The sequence below is a fragment of the Bacillus sp. V59.32b genome, assembly GCF_003429085.1.
In the GTDB taxonomy this organism is placed as follows: Bacteria; Bacillota; Bacilli; order Bacillales; family DSM-1321; genus Peribacillus.
This window is the reverse complement of the sequence record NZ_QVTC01000004.1, coordinates 25,183-45,614: the sequence shown is the minus strand read 5'-3', so window position 1 is coordinate 45,614 and position 20,432 is coordinate 25,183. Positions and strand designations below refer to the sequence as shown.

The 20,432-nt window shown below is 41.6% G+C and carries 21 protein-coding genes and 1 pseudogene; 17 read left to right on the top strand and 5 right to left on the bottom strand.

The window, feature by feature from the left end:
- Window positions 1–48 precede the first annotated feature (48 nt).
- The 8 genes and pseudogenes from D0463_RS01015 to D0463_RS00980 all read left to right on the top strand — a co-directional run bounded on the left by D0463_RS01015 (window position 49) and on the right by D0463_RS00980 (window position 7,722).
- Window positions 49–354 carry a PTS sugar transporter subunit IIB gene (locus D0463_RS01015; RefSeq protein ID WP_117304118.1) on the top strand — a complete coding sequence of 102 codons (306 nt, stop codon included), beginning with the start codon at window positions 49–51 and terminating at the stop codon, window positions 352–354.
- 14 nt (window positions 355–368) lie between these two features.
- Entirely contained in the window at window positions 369–1,718 is a 1,350-nt protein-coding gene (gene celB, locus D0463_RS01010; RefSeq protein ID WP_117304115.1) for a PTS cellobiose transporter subunit IIC, read from the top strand.
- A 10-nt stretch (window positions 1,719–1,728) separates the two neighbouring features.
- Window positions 1,729–2,487 carry a chitin disaccharide deacetylase gene (gene chbG, locus D0463_RS01005; RefSeq protein ID WP_117304113.1) on the top strand — a complete coding sequence of 253 codons (759 nt, stop codon included), beginning with the start codon at window positions 1,729–1,731 and terminating at the stop codon, window positions 2,485–2,487.
- Window positions 2,488–2,500: 13 nt separating this feature from the next.
- Entirely contained in the window at window positions 2,501–2,830 is a 330-nt protein-coding gene (locus D0463_RS01000; RefSeq protein ID WP_117304112.1) for a PTS lactose/cellobiose transporter subunit IIA, read from the top strand.
- The gene (locus D0463_RS00995) at window positions 2,827–4,155 is read left to right on the top strand and encodes a 6-phospho-beta-glucosidase (protein ID WP_117304110.1); all 1,329 of its coding nucleotides are present in this window, start codon (window positions 2,827–2,829) and stop codon (window positions 4,153–4,155) included. The genes D0463_RS01000 and D0463_RS00995 overlap by 4 nt, the downstream gene beginning before the upstream one ends.
- Before the next feature lie 175 nt (window positions 4,156–4,330).
- A pseudogene (locus D0463_RS00990) lies at window positions 4,331–5,766 on the top strand (glycoside hydrolase family 1 protein).
- Window positions 5,767–6,029: 263 nt separating this feature from the next.
- Window positions 6,030–6,815, top strand: a complete 786-nt coding sequence (locus tag D0463_RS00985) for an SDR family oxidoreductase (protein ID WP_117304108.1) — start codon at window positions 6,030–6,032, stop codon at window positions 6,813–6,815.
- Window positions 6,816–6,834: 19 nt separating this feature from the next.
- A complete protein-coding gene (locus tag D0463_RS00980) occupies window positions 6,835–7,722 on the top strand; it encodes an NAD(P)-dependent oxidoreductase (protein WP_117304106.1) in 888 nt (295 codons plus the stop codon).
- Window positions 7,723–7,772: 50 nt separating this feature from the next.
- Here D0463_RS00980 and D0463_RS00975 read toward each other — a convergent pair whose 3' ends face one another.
- Window positions 7,773–8,915, bottom strand: coding sequence for an aminotransferase A (locus D0463_RS00975; protein WP_117304104.1), 1,143 nt, complete (start codon window positions 8,913–8,915; stop codon window positions 7,773–7,775).
- 183 nt (window positions 8,916–9,098) lie between these two features.
- On the opposite strand from D0463_RS00975, the gene D0463_RS00970 reads away from it, so the two are divergent.
- From D0463_RS00970 to D0463_RS00960, 3 genes are all read left to right on the top strand, one after another.
- Entirely contained in the window at window positions 9,099–9,599 is a 501-nt protein-coding gene (locus D0463_RS00970; protein ID WP_117304102.1) for an RDD family protein, read from the top strand.
- A 534-nt stretch (window positions 9,600–10,133) separates the two neighbouring features.
- Window positions 10,134–11,018: a sensor histidine kinase gene (locus D0463_RS00965; protein WP_254052679.1), complete on the top strand. Its 885-nt coding sequence runs from the start codon at window positions 10,134–10,136 to the stop codon at window positions 11,016–11,018.
- A 143-nt stretch (window positions 11,019–11,161) separates the two neighbouring features.
- Window positions 11,162–12,067 carry a chemotaxis protein gene (locus D0463_RS00960; protein WP_117304098.1) on the top strand — a complete coding sequence of 302 codons (906 nt, stop codon included), beginning with the start codon at window positions 11,162–11,164 and terminating at the stop codon, window positions 12,065–12,067.
- Between the two features lie 87 nt (window positions 12,068–12,154).
- On the opposite strand, the gene D0463_RS00955 is transcribed toward D0463_RS00960, so the two are convergent.
- Together D0463_RS00955 and D0463_RS00950 are read right to left on the bottom strand one after the other, a co-directional pair.
- Complete coding sequence (locus tag D0463_RS00955) at window positions 12,155–12,646, bottom strand: YkyB family protein (RefSeq protein WP_117304095.1); 492 nt, start codon at window positions 12,644–12,646, stop codon at window positions 12,155–12,157.
- A gap of 145 nt (window positions 12,647–12,791) precedes the next feature.
- A complete protein-coding gene (locus D0463_RS00950; RefSeq protein WP_117304093.1) occupies window positions 12,792–13,652 on the bottom strand; it encodes a metallophosphoesterase in 861 nt (286 codons plus the stop codon).
- 171 nt (window positions 13,653–13,823) lie between these two features.
- Here D0463_RS00950 and D0463_RS00945 point away from each other — a divergent pair, with 171 nt between their 5' ends.
- From D0463_RS00945 to D0463_RS00925, 5 genes are all read left to right on the top strand, one after another.
- The gene (locus D0463_RS00945) at window positions 13,824–15,686 is read left to right on the top strand and encodes an SLC13 family permease (protein ID WP_117304091.1); all 1,863 of its coding nucleotides are present in this window, start codon (window positions 13,824–13,826) and stop codon (window positions 15,684–15,686) included.
- Between the two features lie 68 nt (window positions 15,687–15,754).
- Complete coding sequence (locus D0463_RS00940; RefSeq protein WP_117304089.1) at window positions 15,755–15,958, top strand: hypothetical protein; 204 nt, start codon at window positions 15,755–15,757, stop codon at window positions 15,956–15,958.
- A 154-nt stretch (window positions 15,959–16,112) separates the two neighbouring features.
- Window positions 16,113–17,309 carry an EAL domain-containing protein gene (locus tag D0463_RS00935; RefSeq protein ID WP_117304087.1) on the top strand — a complete coding sequence of 399 codons (1,197 nt, stop codon included), beginning with the start codon at window positions 16,113–16,115 and terminating at the stop codon, window positions 17,307–17,309.
- A 67-nt stretch (window positions 17,310–17,376) separates the two neighbouring features.
- Window positions 17,377–17,607 (top strand): hypothetical protein, encoded by a 231-nt coding sequence (locus D0463_RS00930; protein WP_230129280.1) that lies wholly within the window; start codon window positions 17,377–17,379, stop codon window positions 17,605–17,607.
- 220 nt (window positions 17,608–17,827) lie between these two features.
- Window positions 17,828–18,493 carry a DUF3993 domain-containing protein gene (locus D0463_RS00925; protein ID WP_160118337.1) on the top strand — a complete coding sequence of 222 codons (666 nt, stop codon included), beginning with the start codon at window positions 17,828–17,830 and terminating at the stop codon, window positions 18,491–18,493.
- 85 nt (window positions 18,494–18,578) lie between these two features.
- Here D0463_RS00925 and D0463_RS00920 read toward each other — a convergent pair whose 3' ends face one another.
- A complete protein-coding gene (locus D0463_RS00920) occupies window positions 18,579–18,818 on the bottom strand; it encodes a glutaredoxin family protein (RefSeq protein WP_117304082.1) in 240 nt (79 codons plus the stop codon).
- An 87-nt stretch (window positions 18,819–18,905) separates the two neighbouring features.
- Window positions 18,906–19,856, bottom strand: a complete 951-nt coding sequence (locus D0463_RS00915; protein ID WP_117304080.1) for an MBL fold metallo-hydrolase — start codon at window positions 19,854–19,856, stop codon at window positions 18,906–18,908.
- 271 nt (window positions 19,857–20,127) lie between these two features.
- Between D0463_RS00915 and D0463_RS00910 the strand changes: the two genes are divergently transcribed.
- Entirely contained in the window at window positions 20,128–20,364 is a 237-nt protein-coding gene (locus tag D0463_RS00910; RefSeq protein WP_117304078.1) for a DUF1797 family protein, read from the top strand.
- Window positions 20,365–20,432: the final 68 nt, after the last annotated feature.

Genomic DNA, 20,432 nt, shown 5'->3' with positions numbered 1-20,432 from the left:
AAATCAGATAAAGCATCATATCTACTAAATTTGCAAGGGGGAGATTAAGTGAATATTCTACTATGCTGCGCAGCCGGAATGTCAACAAGTCTACTAGTCACAAAAATGGAAAAAAGTGCGCAAGAGGAAGGGTTGGATTGTAAGATTTGGGCAGTCCCCGGGGATGCGGTGCGAAATCATATTGGTCAAGCAGATGTATTGCTTGTTGGTCCGCAGGTCAGGTACATGCTGCCACAGTTAAAAAAGATAGGGGACGAAAAAGGAATCCCGGTTGATGTCATCAATACGGTGCATTACGGAACGTGCAATGGTCCAGAGGTATTAAAATTCGCTAAACAATTAGCAGCTAAATAGGGGGAGTGAACGGTATGAGCAGGTTTAACGATATCCTTGAAAACAAAGTAATGCCGGCAGCGGCCCGGATAGCCGGCCAAAGGCATTTACAAGCTCTGCGCGATGGAATTATCTTAACGATGCCTTTAATCATAGTTGGTTCCGTATTCCTCATCCTAGGCTTCCTGCCAATTCCCGGTTATGAAGAATTTATGGCCAGTATGTTTGGGGATGCCTGGCTATCGAAACTAACCTATCCAGTCGGAGCAACCTTTGATATTATGGCACTGATCGCAGCCTTCGGGATTGCTTATCGGTTAGCGGAAAAGTATGATGTGGACGCATTATCGGCAGGTGCTATTTCGGTTGCGGCTTTCTTGCTGGCAACTCCGTACCAAGTTCCATTCTTGCCTGCAGGAGCAACGGAAGAAGTTATCGTGGGAGGAGTCATTCCTTCCGCATTGATGGGAAGTAAAGGTTTATTCGTGGCGATGCTTATCGCTATACTCTCTACTGAGATTTACCGTTTCATCATCCAAAAGAACATTGTCATCAGAATGCCGGATGGGGTTCCGCCTGCTGTAAGTAAATCATTTATTGCCCTGATTCCAGGATTTTTTATCATAACATTAATATGGGTATTGCGATTACTTGTAGAACAGACGGATTTCGCCAGCTTGCATAACATTGTCGGGGAAATTTTAGGGAAACCGCTTGGTTTATTGGGCAGCAGCCTGATCGGGAGTTTAGTGGCCGCGTTTCTTATCCACCTGCTATGGTCTACCGGGTTACATGGTGCCACAATCGTAGGGGGCATTATGAGCCCGATTTGGTTATCAGCGATGGATGAAAACCGGATAGCCTTCCAGGCCGGGGAGGAAGTGCCCAATATTTTCACATCCCAATTTTTTGAAATCTTTATCCATATGGGGGGAAGCGGAGCGACATTCGCGCTTGTATTCACGATGATGTTCCTGGCGAAGAGCCAACAGATGAAACAATTGGGAAGATTGGCAATTGGTCCCGGAATCTTTAATATTAACGAACCGATTACGTTCGGGATGCCGATTGTCATGAATCCAATTATGATCGTTCCATTCATATTAACACCACTTGTAACGGTTATCATAACGTATCTTGCCATGCAAACCGGCTTGGTTGCCAAGCCTGCAGGCATCGCTGTCCCTTGGACGATGCCGCCGATTATCGGAGGCTATCTTGCCACAGGCGGAAAAATCTCCGGTGCCGTGCTGCAATTAGTCAATTTTGCTGTCGCCTTCGCGATCTATTATCCTTTCTTTAAAATATGGGATAAGCAAAAATTTGCGGAAGAACGTGGAACTTCATCGGTCGATGCCAACAAAAATAACGAAATTCCGGCCTGAGGTGGTTTAAGTGACAAAACTAATCATTAACGCAGACGATTTTGGTTATTCCAAAGGAGTTAATCTGGGCATCATTGAAGCGTACCAAAACGGAGTGGTAACCTCGGCAACCATGATGACGAATATGCCAAGAGCTGCACATGCTGCAGCTCTGGCACTTGAAAATCCTGGCCTTGGGGTAGGTATCCATCTTGTATTGGATTGTGGAGCCCCGGTTTGTGATCATGTTCCTTCTCTTGTTAATGAAAAAGGAGTCTTTCACAAAATGGCCGGGATTGAACAGTTCGCCGAGCTTGCTGATATCGAAAATGAATATGCTTCTCAGATCGAACGCTTTTTTGCACTAGGCTTAAAGCCGACACATATCGATAGCCATCATCATCTTCATGGCCATCAAAAAATCTATCCAACCGTGGAAAGGCTAGCTGAAAAATATCGTATTCCAATCCGCAAGGTATCTGCTAATCCTCAACATATGAGCAATGTGAAATTGCAAACCGCACAATATTTTAATCATGATTTTTACGGCGATGAGTTAACATTGGAGTATTTCATTGGATTATTAGATACCGTTTTGCCTTATGAAACGGCGGAAATTATGACTCATCCAGCTTATATAGATGAGCCGCTTCTCACCGGAAGTTCCTATGCGCTTCAGCGTGTAAGAGAGCTCGCGATATTGACTGACAAACGGGTTCAAGAGGCAATTGCAGACAAGAAAATTGAATTGGTCACATATACGGAGGTAGCCAATCAATTTTTTGTTTAAAGGAGAGAGACAAATGGACAATCAAGAGCAAATTGTTTTTCAAATTATCCTCCATGGGGGAAATGGAAAAAGCTCTGCTATGGAAGCAATTGCAGCGGCTAAACAGGGTAACTTTGCAGTGGCAAGAGAAAAGCTAAAAGAATCCGCAGATGCATTAAACGAGGCCCACCGTATCCAGACATCCTTGATTCAGAGAGAAGTCAAAGGTGAAAGAAACGAGGTATCCCTTTTAATGATTCATGCCCAAGACCACCTGATGAACGCTATTACAATGAAGGATCTAGCCACTGAATTTGTAGATTTATATGAAAGTATCAAACAATCAGGAGGTATAAGATTATGAAAAAAGGCATCAAAATCGCTACAATAGGCGGAGGATCCAGTTATACTCCAGAGCTTGTTGAAGGATTTATTAAAAGATATGAAGAGTTTCCAGTAAGTGAACTATGGCTGGTAGATATTGAGGCAGGAAAGGAAAAGTTAGAGATTGTAGGAAATCTTGCTAAACGGATGATTGAAAAGGCTGGAGTTCCGATTGAAGTAAATCTGACACTTGATCGCAGGGCCGCCTTGAAAAATGCTGACTTTGTGACCACCCAATTCCGGGTTGGTTTTCTTGATGCCCGTGCAAAGGACGAAAGAATCCCGTTAAAATACGGGGTTCTCGGCCAGGAAACGAACGGCCCAGGTGGATTATTTAAAGGTTTGCGTACGATCCCTGTCATTTTGGATATTTGCCGGGATATGGAAGAATTATGTCCAAACGCCTGGCTCATTAATTTCACAAATCCGGCAGGGATGGTAACTGAAGCGGTATTACGCTACTCTTCTATTAAAAAAGTAGTTGGCTTATGCAATGTTCCAATTGGGATGGAAATGGGCATCGCCAAGCTATTGGATGTTGATCACTCACGGATACGTATCGATTTCGCCGGACTTAACCATATGGTCTATGGATTGGACGTTTATGTGGACGGGGAAAGTGTGAAGGATAAAGTGATCGACCTGCTAACAGACCGAAACAGCAGCAGTTTTGTTAAAAACATTCAGGGACTAGGCTGGGAGCCTGGCTTCGTCAAAGCATTAAATGTGCTTACCTGCCCATATCATATGTACTACTACAAAACGAAAGAAATGATTGATAAAGATCTGGAGAATGCTGATAAAGACGGGACTCGTGCCGAAGTGGTCCAAAAATTAGAAAAAGAACTATTCGAACTTTATAAGGATCCAAATCTAGATATCAAGCCGTCTCAATTAGAACAACGCGGAGGGGCATACTATTCGGATGCAGCGGTTCGTTTAATCACTTCCATTTATAATGACAAGCGTGATATTCAGCCGGTTAATACGATGAACAACGGTGCAATCGCCAGCATTCCTGCCGATTCGGCTGTTGAAGTAAGCTGTGTCATTACTAAAGATGGACCTAAGCCGATTGTGATGGGCGACCTTCCTGTCCCGGTCCGCGGTCTCGTACAGCAAATCAAATCATTTGAAAGAGTGACTGCAGAAGCGGCTGTAACGGGTGACTATAACACGGCACTACTTGCCATGACCATTAACCCACTTACACCGTCCGATACGATTGGTAAACAAATTCTTGATGAAATGATGGAAGCGCATAAAGAACATTTGCCACAATTTTTTTCTAAGATAGAAGCATGATAACGAATGATAGGTTCTGGTGCCGCCAATGCACCAGGACCATCGTTTTTTTTGAATTCATTATGAAAAGGGATAAAAGGATGTAAGCATGAAACAGATCCATTTAAACGAAAACTTCCTCCACTTAAACGAAACTAAAAATCACTTAAGCGTTCTGACTTAAGGAGTGAATAAGATGATACATAAAGAGTTAAAGCCATTTCCCGAAAAATTCTTATGGGGTGCAGCCTCTGCTGCTTATCAAGTTGAAGGGGCCTGGAACGAAGATGGAAAAGGGTCTTCCATTTGGGATAATTTTGTCCGGATTCCTGGTAAAACCTTTAAAGGCACGACTGGGGATGTGGCTGTTGACCATTACCATCGCTACGAGGAAGATGTGCGCTTGATGGCAGAAATGGGTATGAAGGCTTATCGTTTTTCAGTTGCCTGGTCACGTATTTACCCGAAAGGAAAAGGAGAAATCAACGAAAAAGGGTTAGCGTTCTATGATGATTTAATTAACCAATTAATTAAGTATAATATCGAGCCTGTACTGACGCTTTATCATTGGGATTTACCACAAGTGCTGCAAGATGAGTATGGCGGATGGGAATCAAGGCAAATCGTTGAGGATTTTACGAACTATAGCATAACTTTGTTTAAGCGGTTTGGGGCTCGGGTGAAATACTGGGTCAGCTTAAACGAACAAAATATTTTCCCCATGCTTGGCTATCAATGGGCAGCCCATCCACCAGGCGTTAAGGAAGATAAACTTTTTTATCAAGTGAACCATCATGCGAGCCTTGCTAATGCAAACGCAATAAAGGAATTCAGAAAGTACGTCAGCGATGGAAAAATCGGGCCAAGCTTTGCTTACTCACCTGCCTATACATTTTCCTCGAAACCAATCGATATCCTAGCAGCTGAAAATGCAGAGGAGTTTACGAATCATTGGTGGATGGATGTATATGCATGGGGCAAGTATCCAAAAGCAGCGTGGAATTATTTAGAGTCCAAAGGAATTGCCCCTAAGGTGGAAGCGGGCGATTTTGCGTTATTGCAAGAAGGCAAACCAGATTTTATGGGAGTCAATTACTATCAAACAACTACATATGAACTAAATCCGTTGGAAGGAATAACCGAGGGACATTTTAATACTTCCGGAAAGAAAGGGCATCAGAGGATAGAGGAATACCTGGTGTTTATAAAACGATCAAGAATCCTCATTTAGATACAACAAACTGGGATTGGAATATTGATCCGACCGGTTTACGCATTGGTTTGCGGCGGATTACAAGCCGCTATGGCCTTCCAATCCTGATCAGCGAAAACGGTCTTGGAGAATATGACAAGCTGGAAGAAAATGATGTCATACATGATGATTACCGAATTGAATACCTTCGTACACATCTTCAAGCGATTCAAGAAGCGATTACAGATGGCGTTGAAATGATGGGGTATTGTACATGGTCATTTACGGATCTGCTGAGCTGGTTGAACGGCTTCCAAAAACGTTATGGTTTTGTATACGTGAATCAGCATGAAGAAGGACAACACGATCTTCGCAGGATTAAGAAGGATAGTTATTTCTGGTATAAACAGGTGATCGAAACAAACGGGAAAAATCTTTGAAATTTTTTTAAAAAAGAGGTTTATCAACTTTTATGGCGGGTATATGTTTACTAAGTACAGTTGGTTTAGCTCGATTAAAGCAGCTGACATTCTCATTTCCCCCTTTTGAAGCCGGTCTGAGTTCGCTCAGCCGGCCTTTTTATGTTTAAATTTTCTCAGGCCTAGTTCATACAGTTTTCTCTTCAAAAATGTATAATGAAGATATTGAAACAATTTTCTGAAAACATGTATGACCATTCGAAAGAAGAAAGGGAGTGAGGAAAATGGATTATCAATTACATGGTAAAAATGCGATTGTCGTCGCATCCAGCAAAGGGCTAGGTAAAGCAATCGCTGCGGAATTGCTGAAAGAGGGAGCGAATGTGCTCATTGTCAGCAGGGATGAAAATAAGCTAGCCGCCGTTCAAAGCGAGCTTTCCGAATTAGGCGAAGGCAGGATTATCTATTCTCAGGCAGATGTTAGGAACTATGAAGAAATAAAAGAGATGGTCGAGAAAGCGGCATCTGAATTTGGTGGGATTGATATTCTCGTTAATAATGCCGGGGGGCCCCCTGCAGGATCATTTGAGCAAATGACGGATAATGAATGGCAAAATTCCTTTGAACTCAATCTATTAAGCTACATACGAACAATCCGTGAATGTCTGCCTTACTTAAAAGAACGAGGCGGAAAGATCATCAATATTGCCTCTTCTTCGATTAAAGAGCCGATTCCCGGGCTGATTCTTTCAAACACGTTTCGGACCGCGATCGTCGGATTGTCAAAAACGCTCGCCGAAGAGTTCGCTCCGAATGGAATTATTATAAATACAGTTGCGCCGGGCAGAATTGCAACCGATCGCGTCCGCCACCTTGATGAGGTGAACGCGGAGAAAAAGGGTATTTCGGTTGAGGAAGTGGAAAAAAACGTGAAAAGTAATATTCCGCTGGGCAGATATGGGGAGCCGGAGGAGTTTGCAAGGGTGGTCACTTTCCTTGTGTCTGACGCAAATACGTACATGACCGGTAGCGCCTTTTTGGTCGATGGCGGAATGATAAAGTCGATATAATCAGGTAGGAGTGAAACAAATGGTTTTAAATAAGGACGATACAACGATTGGTTTCATCGGCACTGGCGTCATGGGAAAAAGCATGGCGGGCCATCTGCTTGAAGCAGGCTACAGGCTGATCGTATATACCCGAACGAAGGAAAAAGCGAAAGAATTGCTGGAAAATGGAGCAGAGTGGGCTGATTCTCCAAAGGAAATGGCGCTGCAAGCGAATGTGATCATTTCCATTGTCGGCTATCCGCATGATGTGGAAGAGATTTATCTGGGAGATGAGGGCATTATCAAAAACGGACGTGAAAATACGTATTTAATAGATATGACAACATCCACTCCGACGCTTGCCGGCAAAATTTTTTCAGAGGCGAAGAATAAAGGCATGCATGCCATCGATGCTCCGGTTTCCGGCGGAGACATTGGCGCAAAAGAAGCGAGGCTGGCGATTATGGCCGGAGGGGATGAAACCGATTTCGAGGCGGTTAAGCCACTTTTTAAAATAATCGGCACCAACATTGTCTATCAGGGTCCGGCCGGTTCGGGACAGCATACGAAAATGTGCAACCAGATTGCGATCGCATCTAATATGATCGGTGTCAGTGAAGCGGTTGTATATGCAAAAAAAGCAGGCTTGAATCCTGAAAAGGTGTTACAAACAATCTCATCAGGAGCCGCTGGGAGCTGGTCTCTATCTAATCTTGCACCGAAAATGGTAGAGGGTGATTTTGAACCAGGTTTTTTTATCAAGCATTTTATTAAAGACATGAATATTGCCCTGCAGGAAGCGGAGAAGCTGGGAATGGAAGCGCCCGGCCTTTCGCTCGCAAAAGCGCTGTACGACCGGCTGGCTGAAGCCGGAGAAGAAGACAGCGGCACCCAGGCGCTTTATAAATACTGGCAAGGAAATGAATGAATTCGAAAAAGCATATCCCCCTTTATTAGGAGGATATGCTTTTTCAGTGTTCACTTTAAAAATGTTTCTATTCGGTCCATGGCGGTTGCAAGTGTGTCCATTGAATAGGCATAGGAAAGACGGAAATACCCTTCGCCAAGCTGTGAAAATGCATCACCCGGCACCACGGCAACCTTGGCTTTTTCCACGAGCTCCAGGCAAAAATCCAGTGAACTTTTATAGCCATCCGGCAGCTTGACGAAAAAATAAAAAGCCCCGTCCGGTTTAACAACCTGTAAATTCATCTGATTCAGCCGATAATATACATACTCCCTTCTTTTTGCATATTCCTCTTTCATTGGTCTTGCGTCATCAATGCCTTCCGTCAGGGCTGCATAAGCCGCCTTTTGTGATACGGAGGCAGCGCAGGTTACGTTATATTGATGGACTTTGAGGATATGTTTACAAATGGCTGCCGGAGCAAGAATGAATCCAATTCTCCAACCGGTCATCGAATGGGATTTCGAAAGTCCGTTAATCACGATGGTCTGTTCCTTGATAAAAGAAGCAATAGAGATATGTTTTTGATCGTATACCAACTCACTGTATATCTCATCGGCAAGAACAAATATATCTTTATCCTTTACCAGTTCCGCAATATCCATGAGCTCTTTGGCTGTAAGGGATACACCCGTAGGATTGGAAGGGTAGGGCAGTACGATACATCTTGTTTTTTCGGTTATGTACGTTTCCAAAATCTCAGCCGTAAGCTTGAATCCGTTACCGGTTGTGTCCGCGTATACCGGTTTCGCCCCGCAAAGCGTGATAATCGGTTCGTAGCCGGGATAGACAGGTCCTGGAAGGATGACTTCTGTATCAGCCGTTAAAATCGTACGAAAGATAATGTCAATTGCTTCACTGGCGCCTGCGGTAACGATAATTTCATCTTCCGCTTGATAATCCAAGCCGTACTTTTCGTTAAAATACGATGACGCCGCTTCCCTAAGCTCGATGAAACCAGCGTTGTGTGTGTAAACGGTAAAATTTTCGTCAACTGCTTGTTTAGCATAGTCCTTAATATGAGTCGGCGTTGGAAAATCAGGCTGCCCGATCGTAAGCGAAATGGTATCGTCTATATGGGCGACCATATTATAAAATTTCCTGATTCCGGATATTTCAATATCTTTAACCCGGGGGTTAAGCAAATGTTCCATTCCAGTGTTCCTCCCTTTCTGTTATCTATTTTACACTACATCGGGTGCCAGGGAAAAACCTAACCTCCCATGTTTCATAATTTTGAAGGCAGTTCTAAGAATTATGTCAGATAATGGTGAGATATAAGAGAACTTGTTATAATGTTAATGTAATTTGATTGTAATATTTGGGAGGCATACATAATGGAGCAAGTAATATCAAATGATTTTCAGACAGAAAGGAAGGAATATGCGGGATTTTGGATTCGCTTTGGTGCATATCTCATTGATTCGTTAATTATAGGGATTCCTGCTTTTATTTTATATCTAATTGGATTTTTCCTTATCGGAACCTCCGGCTATGTTGAAGGAACCGTGAACGACACAGGATATACTTCACCGGAAGAAGACTTGAGACTTTTGTTTTTCTTTCTTGTCATGATGGTTATAACGTTAATCATAACCGTTCTTTACTCTACCTTGCTTCATTCATCAAAATGGCAGGCAACGGTAGGAAAAAAGCTGGTTGGAATCAAAGTGACCGATCTAAATGGGGAACGTATTTCCTTTTGGAGAGCTTTTGGAAGATTAATGGCAATGTATTTATCTGGAATTTTCTATATCGGTTATATTATGGCTGCATTCACGGAGAAAAAGCAGGGATTGCATGATATGATTGCCAGCACATTGGTTGTGAAAAAATAATAAGAGCTGACGTCTTATTACTGGGTTTCGTTAAGTGGAATCCGGTTTTTTTAAACAGTAAAAATTTCTTGTTAAACGTCCGATGATAAGGGAGTTGTATAGTTATCTTTTATAACATTTTTAAGGAATGATAAAATGTTAAACTTGGAAAATGTTTTTTTGCATTTATTAATCATTATTTTACCGGTATTTCTTTATCATGGTTTTGTGGGGAAAATGAATTACTTCCCGAATAATAGACGAAATCAATTTCATCGATTTTTGCTTTTGGCCATATCCGCGATATTAAGTATGATTTTTCCTATAGCAGGTGTTAACGGGGTTTCCTATGATTTTCGTTCTTTAGTCATTATATTCGCCTTTTTTTATTGCGGAAGGAATTATGCTTTTCTACTTATCCTTCTGACAAGTCTATTACGTATTTTTCTCGGTAGCAAAGGATTGTTGGCATCGTTCATTATGATCCCTTTCTTATATGCACTTCCTCTTATTTTTTCATATTTTTGGAGCGGGTTTTCCAAGAAGCGAAAATATATGTATGCGCTTTTGGCCGGCACGGCATCCGTGCTCACATTTTATGGTGCAATGCTTATTTTCAATGCAGGCGATAACGAAAGCGTCTTCTATACGGATGCCTTTTTCCAGGCCGTTCTAATGGGTGGCCTTTGTTATACTGTAGTTCTGTTGACCATGGTTTTCTATGAGGAATATATGGAAGAGAACGACTTGCTCAGAATACAAATTATTAATTCAGAAAAGATGAACGTTGTCAGTGAATTGGCTGCCAGTGTGGCGCATGAGATTAGAAACCCGTTGACCGTCGTTAGAGGCTTTATACAACTGATGAAGGATGATGAATCGGCGATGAACAAAGAATACATGCAGCTAGTATTGTCTGAATTGGCAAGGGCAGAGTCCATCATTGCTGATTATTTGGATCTTGCGAAGCAAAATTCCGAAAAGCGTGAGATCTTCCAAGTTTCCAGCCTCATAAAAGATGTTATGAATGTCATGAAATCGTATTCAAATATGAATGGTGTGGACTTGAGTTATTACATTCATCACGATTATAAATTGATCGGCGATTTGGGCAAGCTTAAGCAGGTTTTCTATAATTTGATTAAAAACTCGGTAGAATCGATCAATCATACAAATGGCAGGGTGATGATCAATGTAACAAAGCATGACGGGAAAGCGTTGATCGCGATTACCGATAATGGCATAGGAATGGATCAGCAGCAGCTTGAAAGAATAGGTGAACCCTTTTTTACACTAAAGGATACCGGAACGGGCTTAGGCGTAATGGTCACGAAATCAATCATTGAAAGTCATCATGGAGGGATTGAATATGAAAGTGAACCTGGCAAGGGCACGGAGATATTCATGACTCTTCCACTCTATAAAGAGCAGACAGACTAAAAAAAGCAATTAAACCTGATCTAATTATCGCTTTGTTATTAAGAATTCATTTAATTTGCCGAAAAAATCTGTGAGGATATCTATTTTTTACTGCAATATGTCCGACTAATTATCGATTTGGAGACGAAGGAAGGGCGAATTAAATGGAGAATGTTAAAGGAATACTGCTTGAAAGCGGCACAAATGAATTGGAAATTGTCGAGTTCGGCATCGGAGAGAATAAATTCGGGATTAATGTAATAAAGGTTAAGGAAATCATTAATCCTATACCAGTTACGCTGGTGCCTCACGCCCATCAAAATGTGGAAGGCATTATTGAATTGCGCGGGGAAGTGCTTCCAGTAATCAATGTTGCTCAGGCATTAGGTTTCCCACCTGCGGAGAACCCGGCATTGGATAAATTCATCGTTGCTGAATTTAACCAATTAAAAATAGTTTTCCATGTTCATAATGTTTCGCAAATCCACCGGATTTCCTGGGGAGAGATTGAGAAGCCTTCTGAAAGCTATCAAGGAATTGACAGCCAGATTATTGGCGTTGTTAAATTGAACAGCGAGATGATTTTATTGCTTGATTTTGAAAAGATTGTTGTGGATATTAACCCTGAGTCAGGGATCAATATTCAGCAGGTTAAGAAATTAGGTAAGCGCGAGCGCTCCAATAAAAGGATTGTTGTCGCAGAAGATTCTCCTCTTTTAAGAAAGCTCCTGCATGATACATTGAATGAAGCCGGTTTTCAGAACCTTGAATTTTTTGAGAACGGCCTCGATGCCCTGCAATATCTGGAAGGGCTGCTTGCTTCCGGGAAAGATATTGGCTCAGAAATTCAAATGGTCATTACTGATGTGGAAATGCCGCAAATGGATGGGCATCATTTAACGAAAAGAATTAAAGGGGATGCAGGTCTGGGAATATTGCCGGTTATCATTTTCTCTTCGCTGATTACTGACGACCTTCGTCATAAAGGCCAGATAGTAGGCGCTGATGCACAGGTCAGCAAACCTGAAATTGCAGAGCTGATCCAGTTGATAGACCAGCATATTTTATAGCAAATGAAAACGGGTGCCAAAGCTAATGCTTTGGCACCCGTTTTTTAGATAGAATGGTATATATCGTCACCTAAGAAAGGCGCTCAATCAATATTTAAATCCTTTACCAAGAAATGAGGACGGGAACGTATTTTGGAAATTATTTTTCTGATGTTGCTTGGATCCTTTAGGCTTGTCCTTATTTAATTCCTCGAGATTGCCCACATAGTCTTGCAGGACTTGCTTTGCTTTGGAAAGGGAAAGTGTTGCCTTTGGATTCCGAACATGAGCGGTGCGGCTTCCTAGGTGAGGTAAATTTTTTAAATCATCCCTTGTTGGGGGTAAGTGAAAAATAAAATCGCCACATTCGATGATGACATCTGATTGTTGCGCAGAAAATCTAGGATTGTCCGAGAAATGCAATCCTTTTTTCTCGGCTTTGCCTTCTGTGAGCATTTTGTTTATAGCGGCGCGTTTTAAATTATAAAGGTACTTTGGTTCTGGTGCTGTTTTTGCATGTTTATTAACCACAAAGAGTGATTGCGCAAGAAAATTTACTGAATGATCTTCACTGGAACTCTGTCCTTCTGTTTGACGCATATGGTAACTCCTTTCATAGACCTTTCCGTCTATTTTTATTATATCATTCTAGGATTTGTTTGTAAGAAGAAGTAAGCGCCTGTTCGTACATAAGAGGTAATTTCTGAAAGCTGTTTTTTCATGTCCTCTCTAATGATATAATAATTTAGTGAGACTTTAAATCGAACACGGTAATCTCCGGTCTGGACAAGAAGCGATACGGAAGGCGGGTTGTTCCAAGTCCTCTGTTCACATGAAGTTTTAATTGGTCTATATCAAAAGTGCCTTCTTTATACTTCTCTGCAAAAGGCGGTGTAATAAGAGCCCCGGCAAATGGGATTTGCACTTGGCCGCCGTGGCTATGGCCGCTCAGCTGCAGTTGAATATCGTATGTTGCCGCTGTATCAGCGAGATCGGGAGCATGTGAGAGCAGAATCGTGTAGCTGTTTTTCGGGATGCCTGCTGTTGCTGCGGCAAAATCAGGATTTCCAAGCACGGGATCATCAAGGCCTGCAATGAACAATTCATCTCCATTTAAGAGAGAAATCGAGGTATTGGCATTGAGCAGAACGTGAAAGTCAGACTGGCGCATAATATGATCGTATATTTTTGAACCATACCCGCCATGGTCATGGTTGCCATATATACAGAACTTTCCATGCGGAGCTTGCAATTTCCGTAAAAGCGGAATGGTCTCCTTTTGAAAGGGGTATTGATTGGGATGATCCATCAAGTCACCCGTGAAAATGATCAAATCGGGTTTCAAATCATTGATTTTTCCGATAATCGATTCCAGGTCAGCAAGCTGGAATTGGAATCCTAAATGCGTATCGCTGAACTGAACGATCCTAAACCCGTTAAATCCTTTCGGGATTAGTGGATTATTTATGGAAATAGTATTAATATCAAGCCATTTAGGTTCAATTTCATGAGTGTAGTACTTGCCGCTTACGCTAAGACCGGACAAAGCGAGAATGGCCGCAAGTGATCTTTTTAGAAACGATCTGCGGGTTATCTTATTTTTCATTATGATCAACCTATCTAGTTCTAATAAGTGTTACTTTCTCATACTAACAAACAATATACATAAAAAGAAGAATATATTATACTTTTATTCATTGCTTTTAAAAGAATTAGGATATTAAAAAATATAGAGACAAATATCCTTCAAGAGCGAACATCTACCTGGGGGTACCGAATGACGCAGTCCATGCTTTTTACATTTATTATCATTGTTGTGACGATAGCCACCTTTATTCAAGGGAAATTCCGAGCTGATTTAGTTGCCCTAACCGCACTATTAGTGCTTAGTATAACGGGAATTCTTACTATGGAAGAGGCCCTTTCAGGCTTCTCGAATCCAGTCGTGATCATGATTGCCGGATTATATATTGTAAGCGCTGGGGCATTTGGCAGCGGTCTTGCGGAAAGGCTCGGGAGTTATTTTCTTAGCCTGAGTGGCAATAGTGAGCGGAAGCTTTTTGTGATTGTCATGCTTACGGCCGGCCTGTTCAGCGGCCTGTTCAGCGGCCTGTTCAGCGGGACGGCGACTGTAGCTGTGTTGCTTCCGATCGTGACCAGCATGGCGCTTAAGCAGAAAACAAGCCCATCGAGATTCCTGCTTCCGCTTGCCTATGCCAGCAGCCTTGGCGGAGTTCTGATGTTAATTTCTAATTCGCCTAATATGATTGTCAATGATGTATTGCGAAAGAATGAATTTGATACATTTGATGTTTTTGATTTTACGCCGATTGGCCTTGTCGTTTTGGGGGCGGGTCTCATCTTTATGCTTACGGCAGGCAGGAAGCTGCTTCCGAATGAAGCGGTAACCACTAGGAACAGCGGGAAGGATATTTCTGCCTCGGAGCTGGCCGGCATGTACAAAGTGTATGACCGATTGTTTTATCTAAATATTCCCGAGGAATCAGATATAGTCGGTGAAAGGCTCTCCGGTCTAATTTTGCCGATTAAGTATGAAATTACAGTCATAGAAATTACAAGAAAAATAAAAGAAAAATCGTTGCGCCAAAAAAGTCAAACGTTCTCTGCTAAAGCAGATGAAATTCTGCATCCGGATGACATCATTCTTGTTTTTGGTGAAGAGGAGTACGTAAAAAGATTGGCTGAGGATTATGACCTGGAGCTGAAGAAGTTTAATGCTGATGCGATAAAGAAGCATTTCCTTGGCAGCAAATTCGGCCTGACTGAAATCCTTATCGTTCCTCATTCCGATTATGAAAACCAAACACTGAAAGATGTCCATTTTCGGGAAAAATATCAGTGCAATGTGCTGGCGATCAATCGAAAAGGGGAATACATTCAGGCAGATGTGGGTACAGAACAGTTACAGTCTGGAGATGCTCTCTTAATTCATGGTGAATGGGACAATATAAACAGGATATCCGCGGATCTGCAGGATGTCATTGTTATCGGCAGTGAATCAGAAGAAAAGGAACACACTGATCCATTAGGCAAAGCACCGATTGCGGCTGGGATCATAGGAATCATGCTTATTCTACTGGCTGTCGATATCATGCCACCGGTCCTGTCCGTTTTAACTGCGGCATTTTTGATGATCGTAACCGGATGCATCAGATCGATTGAAGAGGCCTATCAGCAAATAAATTGGGAGTCTGTTGTCCTGCTTGCGGCGATGGTTCCTCTGGCGATTGCTCTTAATAATACAGGAGGAGCGAAGCTGATAAGCAATGGAATAAACGAAGTCCTTGGCGGGTTCGGGCCATACGCTCTTCTTTCGGGGTTCTATTTACTGACGATGATACTCGCCCAATTTATTTCGAATGCGGCCACCGCTTTCTTAATAGCGCCCATCGCTTTCTTAAGCGCCGTTACGATGCACCACAGTCCTTATCCATTTCTATTATGCGTTGCTGTTGCTGCCTCGATGGCCTTTTCGACTCCCGTTGCTTCGCCAACGAACGCACTGGTCATGACAGCGGGCGAATATAAATATAAGGACTTTGCCTTAATTGGAATTTTATTGCAAATATTCATCGGTTTGATCATGATTGTTGTTATACCTTTGTTTTTCCCATTCTAATTTTGCTTCTCATGATGGACCTTAGGAGAGCATCCCTGCCATCTTTAAAGAAGTGAGGGAATGGCATCATGAAGAACCGTACGTGTGAAAAACTGTTTATCCCTTCCAATCTGGGATTAATCAGGATTCATATTTCCGGATTTGAATCATTGGAAGATTCCGGGGAGGTTGTGGCCGTTTTAAATGACCTTGTCGTCAAAAAAAGAGGCTATTTCAAAAGAAGGATGATCCTCAACACGTTTATCAAACTTAATAAAATGATAGCTGAGTAGTAGAACAGCCTGTTCCCTAATAGACTATTTGCATTCTTTCACAGGAATGCCGTCGGTCTTCAAAAAATAGGGGGACAGGCTGTTTTCATTTCACTGCTTATGAGGCAATGGTATAATTCTTTCATGGAGTGCTTCATGATAGGAGGATATACTCATGGATGCGATGGAGATTTTAACAAATCCGGAAAAGGTTCAACCGGTTTTTCAACCAATATTCAGCGCGGATGAACATCGTGTTATCGGGTATGAAATTCTTGGCCGGTTTCAGCATGACATAAGTCTTGGCCCTTTTTTTCATGACCAAACAATACCGGAAGAATACAGGATTGATGTGGATAACCTTTTGTTAGAGAAGGCGTTGCAGCAAATCGTCAAGAATGATGAAAATTTCTTGATTTTTATTAACCGTGACCCGAATCTTTTGCTTTTTGACCAGGGTGAAAGCTTTTTGGAAATGATCCATAAATATTTGAAACCGAGTGAAATAGGGCGAGTCGTCCTGGAATTATCCGACACGGATTACTCACATAATCTTGAGCGATTGCAGCATCTGCTTGCTTACTATAAAACCTATGGAATTAAAATCGCGATTGATCACCTCGGTGAGGAAAGTCATTTAGACCGGATCGCGCAGATGTCACCGCATATACTGAAGATTAACTTGGACAAACTTAGAAAAACCGGCGGAGATGCTTTCCAGGTTATTCTTTTCTCGCTCGGCATGCTGGCCAGAAAAATAGGGGCCAATTTGTTATTCGAGCATATCGAACAGGATTATCAGTTAAGATTCGCCTGGAAAAACGGAGCACGTTATTATCAAGGGTTTTATTTAGCGGCTCCTAAACTGGATTTCATTGATAAAGATCTATTGCGTGAGAAATTCCAGAGTGAATCCCGCAATTTTATTTCCTATGAAAAGAAAAAGTTGGAAACAGTCTATCAAAAAACAGTCCAATTTAATGATGAAATACACGCTTTCCTCAATAAGCATAAAAAGCTTGATACGTATGAAGCATTACTTGGCGCTCTGGGAAAATCGTTCGAATCTATGTGTTTTCGCTTGTATATCTGTGACGAAGAGGGCTTCCAAAAATCGCCGAATGTGCTGAAGCAAAACGGTGAATGGATCACCCAACAGGAATATCTACATAAAAACTGGAGTTGGCGACCTTATTTCTTGGAAAATATTATTAAGATGAAATATGAGAAAAAGGGGATTTTATCGGATTTATACAGTGATATTGATACAGGTGAATCAATCCGTACGTTCTCCTATCCATTAAATAGTGAAGAATATTTATTTTTGGATCTTTCTTATTCTTATCTTTATGAGCATGACGAGCTTCTTTAAAGCTTCCCCGAATAAATCGATACGGCTTGAGTTACGCTAAGCAAAACAGGGCTTGGAGGGAAGTAGCTTGAGCACGTTTATCTGGATTCTAATGCTTATCGTCATTGGAATTATTCTCGTTTCTCTAATCTATACTATCAGTGCAGGAAGAACCCAAAAGGCGATGAAGGGCGAGTTCGATTCGCAATTGAATGAAAACGTCCAAAATCATCCTTATTTACGAAATCCTATTTTTCTGGCAATCGGTTTTTTTTTTGTTTTTGTTGTCGGATATATTTTATACTTGTCATTTCGATGATTATTTCGTGAGATTCCAAACAGTGGAGTCTCTTTTTTATGGGCTAGATTAAACATATTTGTGGAAAAGAAAGTAGGGTCCACTCGCAATAAACCTTTATTTACCAGTTGTAATTTGTGTTTTTATTGAATTGTGGAAGGGTACTAGAGAAGTACACACTATCATTTGTCGGTGTAACCTCGGGTAAAGGGGAACATTACAACAGTGAGGAGAGATGAAAGTGAAAAAATATATAACAGCTATGCTAGGAACACTTTCACTATTGCTATTTTCTTATGGATCTGAAGTTGATGCACAAGACCTACATAGAGGCCAGATTTATGGATTATTGGAGGAAGCTTTCCAAAAGCAGGTTTCCCTCAGTGAAGAATCCAGATCCCTTGAAGAGATAAACGAGGTATTGGACACCCATTTCACTGATTCATTTAAAAAAACGTTTATCCATGAAAATGTGGTGAAAACCGATGGAGGCTATGCGACAGCAGGAACGGATTTTGCTTTTTATTATATACCGTTCTTCAGTTATTCCGAAAACACTGAAGTGATTTACGAATCAGATACAGATACGTTGTTTGTCCAGGAAAATTTCCCGGGCTCAGTGGAAGGGCCTGTTAATAGCGAAAGTCATTATGAAACAGTGGTGTTAGTAAAGGAAGATGGAACGTGGAAAATAGCGGATGTGTTATATGATGACGAAAAAGCAGAGGGAAGCACAGTTTCAGAGACAGCGGATATTTCTCAATCAGCAGCCGATGACCAGCCATATAAGCCGGTTTCAGTTGAATTTATAGAAAATCCGAAACAGGCTTTATTCAGTATTGGGATCTTGCTTATAGAACATATTTACGATCTACCTGTCCAAGAGGAGAAAAAGTACGATATATAGGAGAAAATCCATGCTTATGTTTCCAAGATACATTTCGCCATAAGTCCAAATTCAAACAGGTCTTCCGCTGGGGAAGACCTGTTTTTTAGTGTTCTATTTGAAGGGTCTTCATCAGTTTCTCCTGATCGAAACCGATGATAACTTCTCCGTCAATCACAACCGTCGGAGTTGAATAAGAACCATACTTATTCGTCAATTCTTTTCTTGCTGTATGGTCAGCTTTAATATCTTTTTCATTGAACTCGAGATTGTACTCCTGCAAAAACATTTTGACTATTTTGCATGGTGGGCAATCCGGCTGTGTATATACGGTAATTTGCTGCATATCGGGCCTCCAGATCATTGATTGTTCCTATGCATTATACCTCAAAAAACAATCACAGGGATAAATGCTGCTTTGAAATGTTTACTTTTACTCCTGTTTCATTAAGTAATCGATTAGCCCCATGGCGCAAACCCGCAAATCCAGGGCTAAAATCTCATACACCGGGTGATTGTCGGGCACTCCTTTTTGTGCTAAGTACTCTCGAACGGTTTTATACAAGTCAGAGGATAGGGCAGACAGCTTTTCTTCAAAGGTTGGATTACATGCATGGGCATTCTTGGCGGTTTCCACAAAAATCGGCAGCCAGTATTTTAATTGCTGATAGACCTGATGAGGATTGTGTGAAGCACCAAAATGACCGAAATACACCCGATCGATTCCCAAGCTCTCATATAGGTCTGCCGATGCAAGCATTGCTTCAGGATTAAATTGGTTCGGTGAAGTAGATGGCAGGTAAAATTCAATGTTATCCTGATCCAGCTCGCGATAATAAATGCCGACTGTGTCACCGGAAAACATTCCGTTAGAAACATCGTCATGAATGCTTAGGTGGTGGTTGGCGTGACCCGGTGTATCGTAAAAGGTAAGGGTGCATGTGTCTGAGATCGCGAGAATTTCCCGATCTTCCTTTATAATGATCCTTTCAGAAGGAATCGGAAGGATCGGATCAAATAGTCTGTCAAAGTCATCCCCGTACACAGCTTTGGCTCCGGCTATAAGCCTTGTGGGATCCTCAAGATGTCTTGCTCCTTTTTTATGTACGATTACTTTGGCATTCGGACATTTTTGCAGAAGCAATCCTGCCCCGCCGGCATGGTCCAGGTGAATATGGGTCAAAATGATATATTTGATATCCTCAAGCTGAATTCCTGCTTCTGATAAGCCCTCAAGTACATAAGGAATCGAAGGACTTGCCGATGTCTCGACAATCGTGATTTCTTCCTCTTTTATCACATAAGTTCCAGTTCGGAGCTTACGCTGTAGATCGTTCCCGTCAATTAATGAAATTCTCTTATCGATTTCAATGATACTCCCCAAAAATACCCCTCCTCTATTGACTAATTCCTGGCAGACAGGACATGTTACACTTGCCTGTCTGCATGAGCACGACTACACCTATCTTCGGCTTAAAAGGCTCGCCGCTCCACAAGTTTTCTTCATTCAAATTATTATTATTCTATTCTGTTATCTCATCTGTGTAAAGAAAACGTATAAAAGATTCTGAAATTAATTCATTGTAGTTATTGGATAGAAATATATGATATAGTGAAACCTATCGATATAGGTTTAATTAGAAAGGGGAGGTAGTGTGTCTCAATTACAAGGCATCCTTACCAGGTTGAAAAATCTACAAGAACAATCAAAAGAAGCGGAATCAGCGGAGCGTTTTTTTGAAATAGATGGAATCAAGAAATGCCAGGTTACATATTTTAGCAAGACGGATATGTTCGAGTTGGAAGTGTTTAGTGATAAAGGCAAGTCTTCAAAATATCAATTTGATAACATTGATATGGTTACCATTGAGATTTTTGATCTGCTACAATAACAGGAAAGTGTGACCGCCTTGCCATCTTTGGTAAGGCGGTTTTTTAAATAATGAATGATTCTCTGTTT

Bases quoted from the DNA above. Each gene is read 5' to 3' on its own strand.
- celB (WP_117304115.1), top strand. From the start codon at position 369: ATGAGCAGGTTTAACGATATCCTTGAAAACAAAGTAATGCCGGCAGCG.
- D0463_RS01000 (WP_117304112.1), top strand. From the start codon at position 2,501: ATGGACAATCAAGAGCAAATTGTTTTTCAAATTATCCTCCATGGGGGA.
- D0463_RS00995 (WP_117304110.1), top strand. From the start codon at position 2,827: ATGAAAAAAGGCATCAAAATCGCTACAATAGGCGGAGGATCCAGTTAT.
- D0463_RS00985 (WP_117304108.1), top strand. From the start codon at position 6,030: ATGGATTATCAATTACATGGTAAAAATGCGATTGTCGTCGCATCCAGC.
- D0463_RS00980 (WP_117304106.1), top strand. From the start codon at position 6,835: ATGGTTTTAAATAAGGACGATACAACGATTGGTTTCATCGGCACTGGC.
- D0463_RS00975 (WP_117304104.1), bottom strand. From the start codon at position 8,915: ATGGAACATTTGCTTAACCCCCGGGTTAAAGATATTGAAATATCCGGA.
- D0463_RS00970 (WP_117304102.1), top strand. From the start codon at position 9,099: ATGGAGCAAGTAATATCAAATGATTTTCAGACAGAAAGGAAGGAATAT.
- D0463_RS00965 (WP_254052679.1), top strand. From the start codon at position 10,134: ATGTATGCGCTTTTGGCCGGCACGGCATCCGTGCTCACATTTTATGGT.
- D0463_RS00960 (WP_117304098.1), top strand. From the start codon at position 11,162: ATGGAGAATGTTAAAGGAATACTGCTTGAAAGCGGCACAAATGAATTG.
- D0463_RS00955 (WP_117304095.1), bottom strand. From the start codon at position 12,646: ATGCGTCAAACAGAAGGACAGAGTTCCAGTGAAGATCATTCAGTAAAT.
- D0463_RS00950 (WP_117304093.1), bottom strand. From the start codon at position 13,652: ATGAAAAATAAGATAACCCGCAGATCGTTTCTAAAAAGATCACTTGCG.
- D0463_RS00945 (WP_117304091.1), top strand. From the start codon at position 13,824: ATGACGCAGTCCATGCTTTTTACATTTATTATCATTGTTGTGACGATA.
- D0463_RS00940 (WP_117304089.1), top strand. From the start codon at position 15,755: ATGAAGAACCGTACGTGTGAAAAACTGTTTATCCCTTCCAATCTGGGA.
- D0463_RS00935 (WP_117304087.1), top strand. From the start codon at position 16,113: ATGGATGCGATGGAGATTTTAACAAATCCGGAAAAGGTTCAACCGGTT.
- D0463_RS00920 (WP_117304082.1), bottom strand. From the start codon at position 18,818: ATGCAGCAAATTACCGTATATACACAGCCGGATTGCCCACCATGCAAA.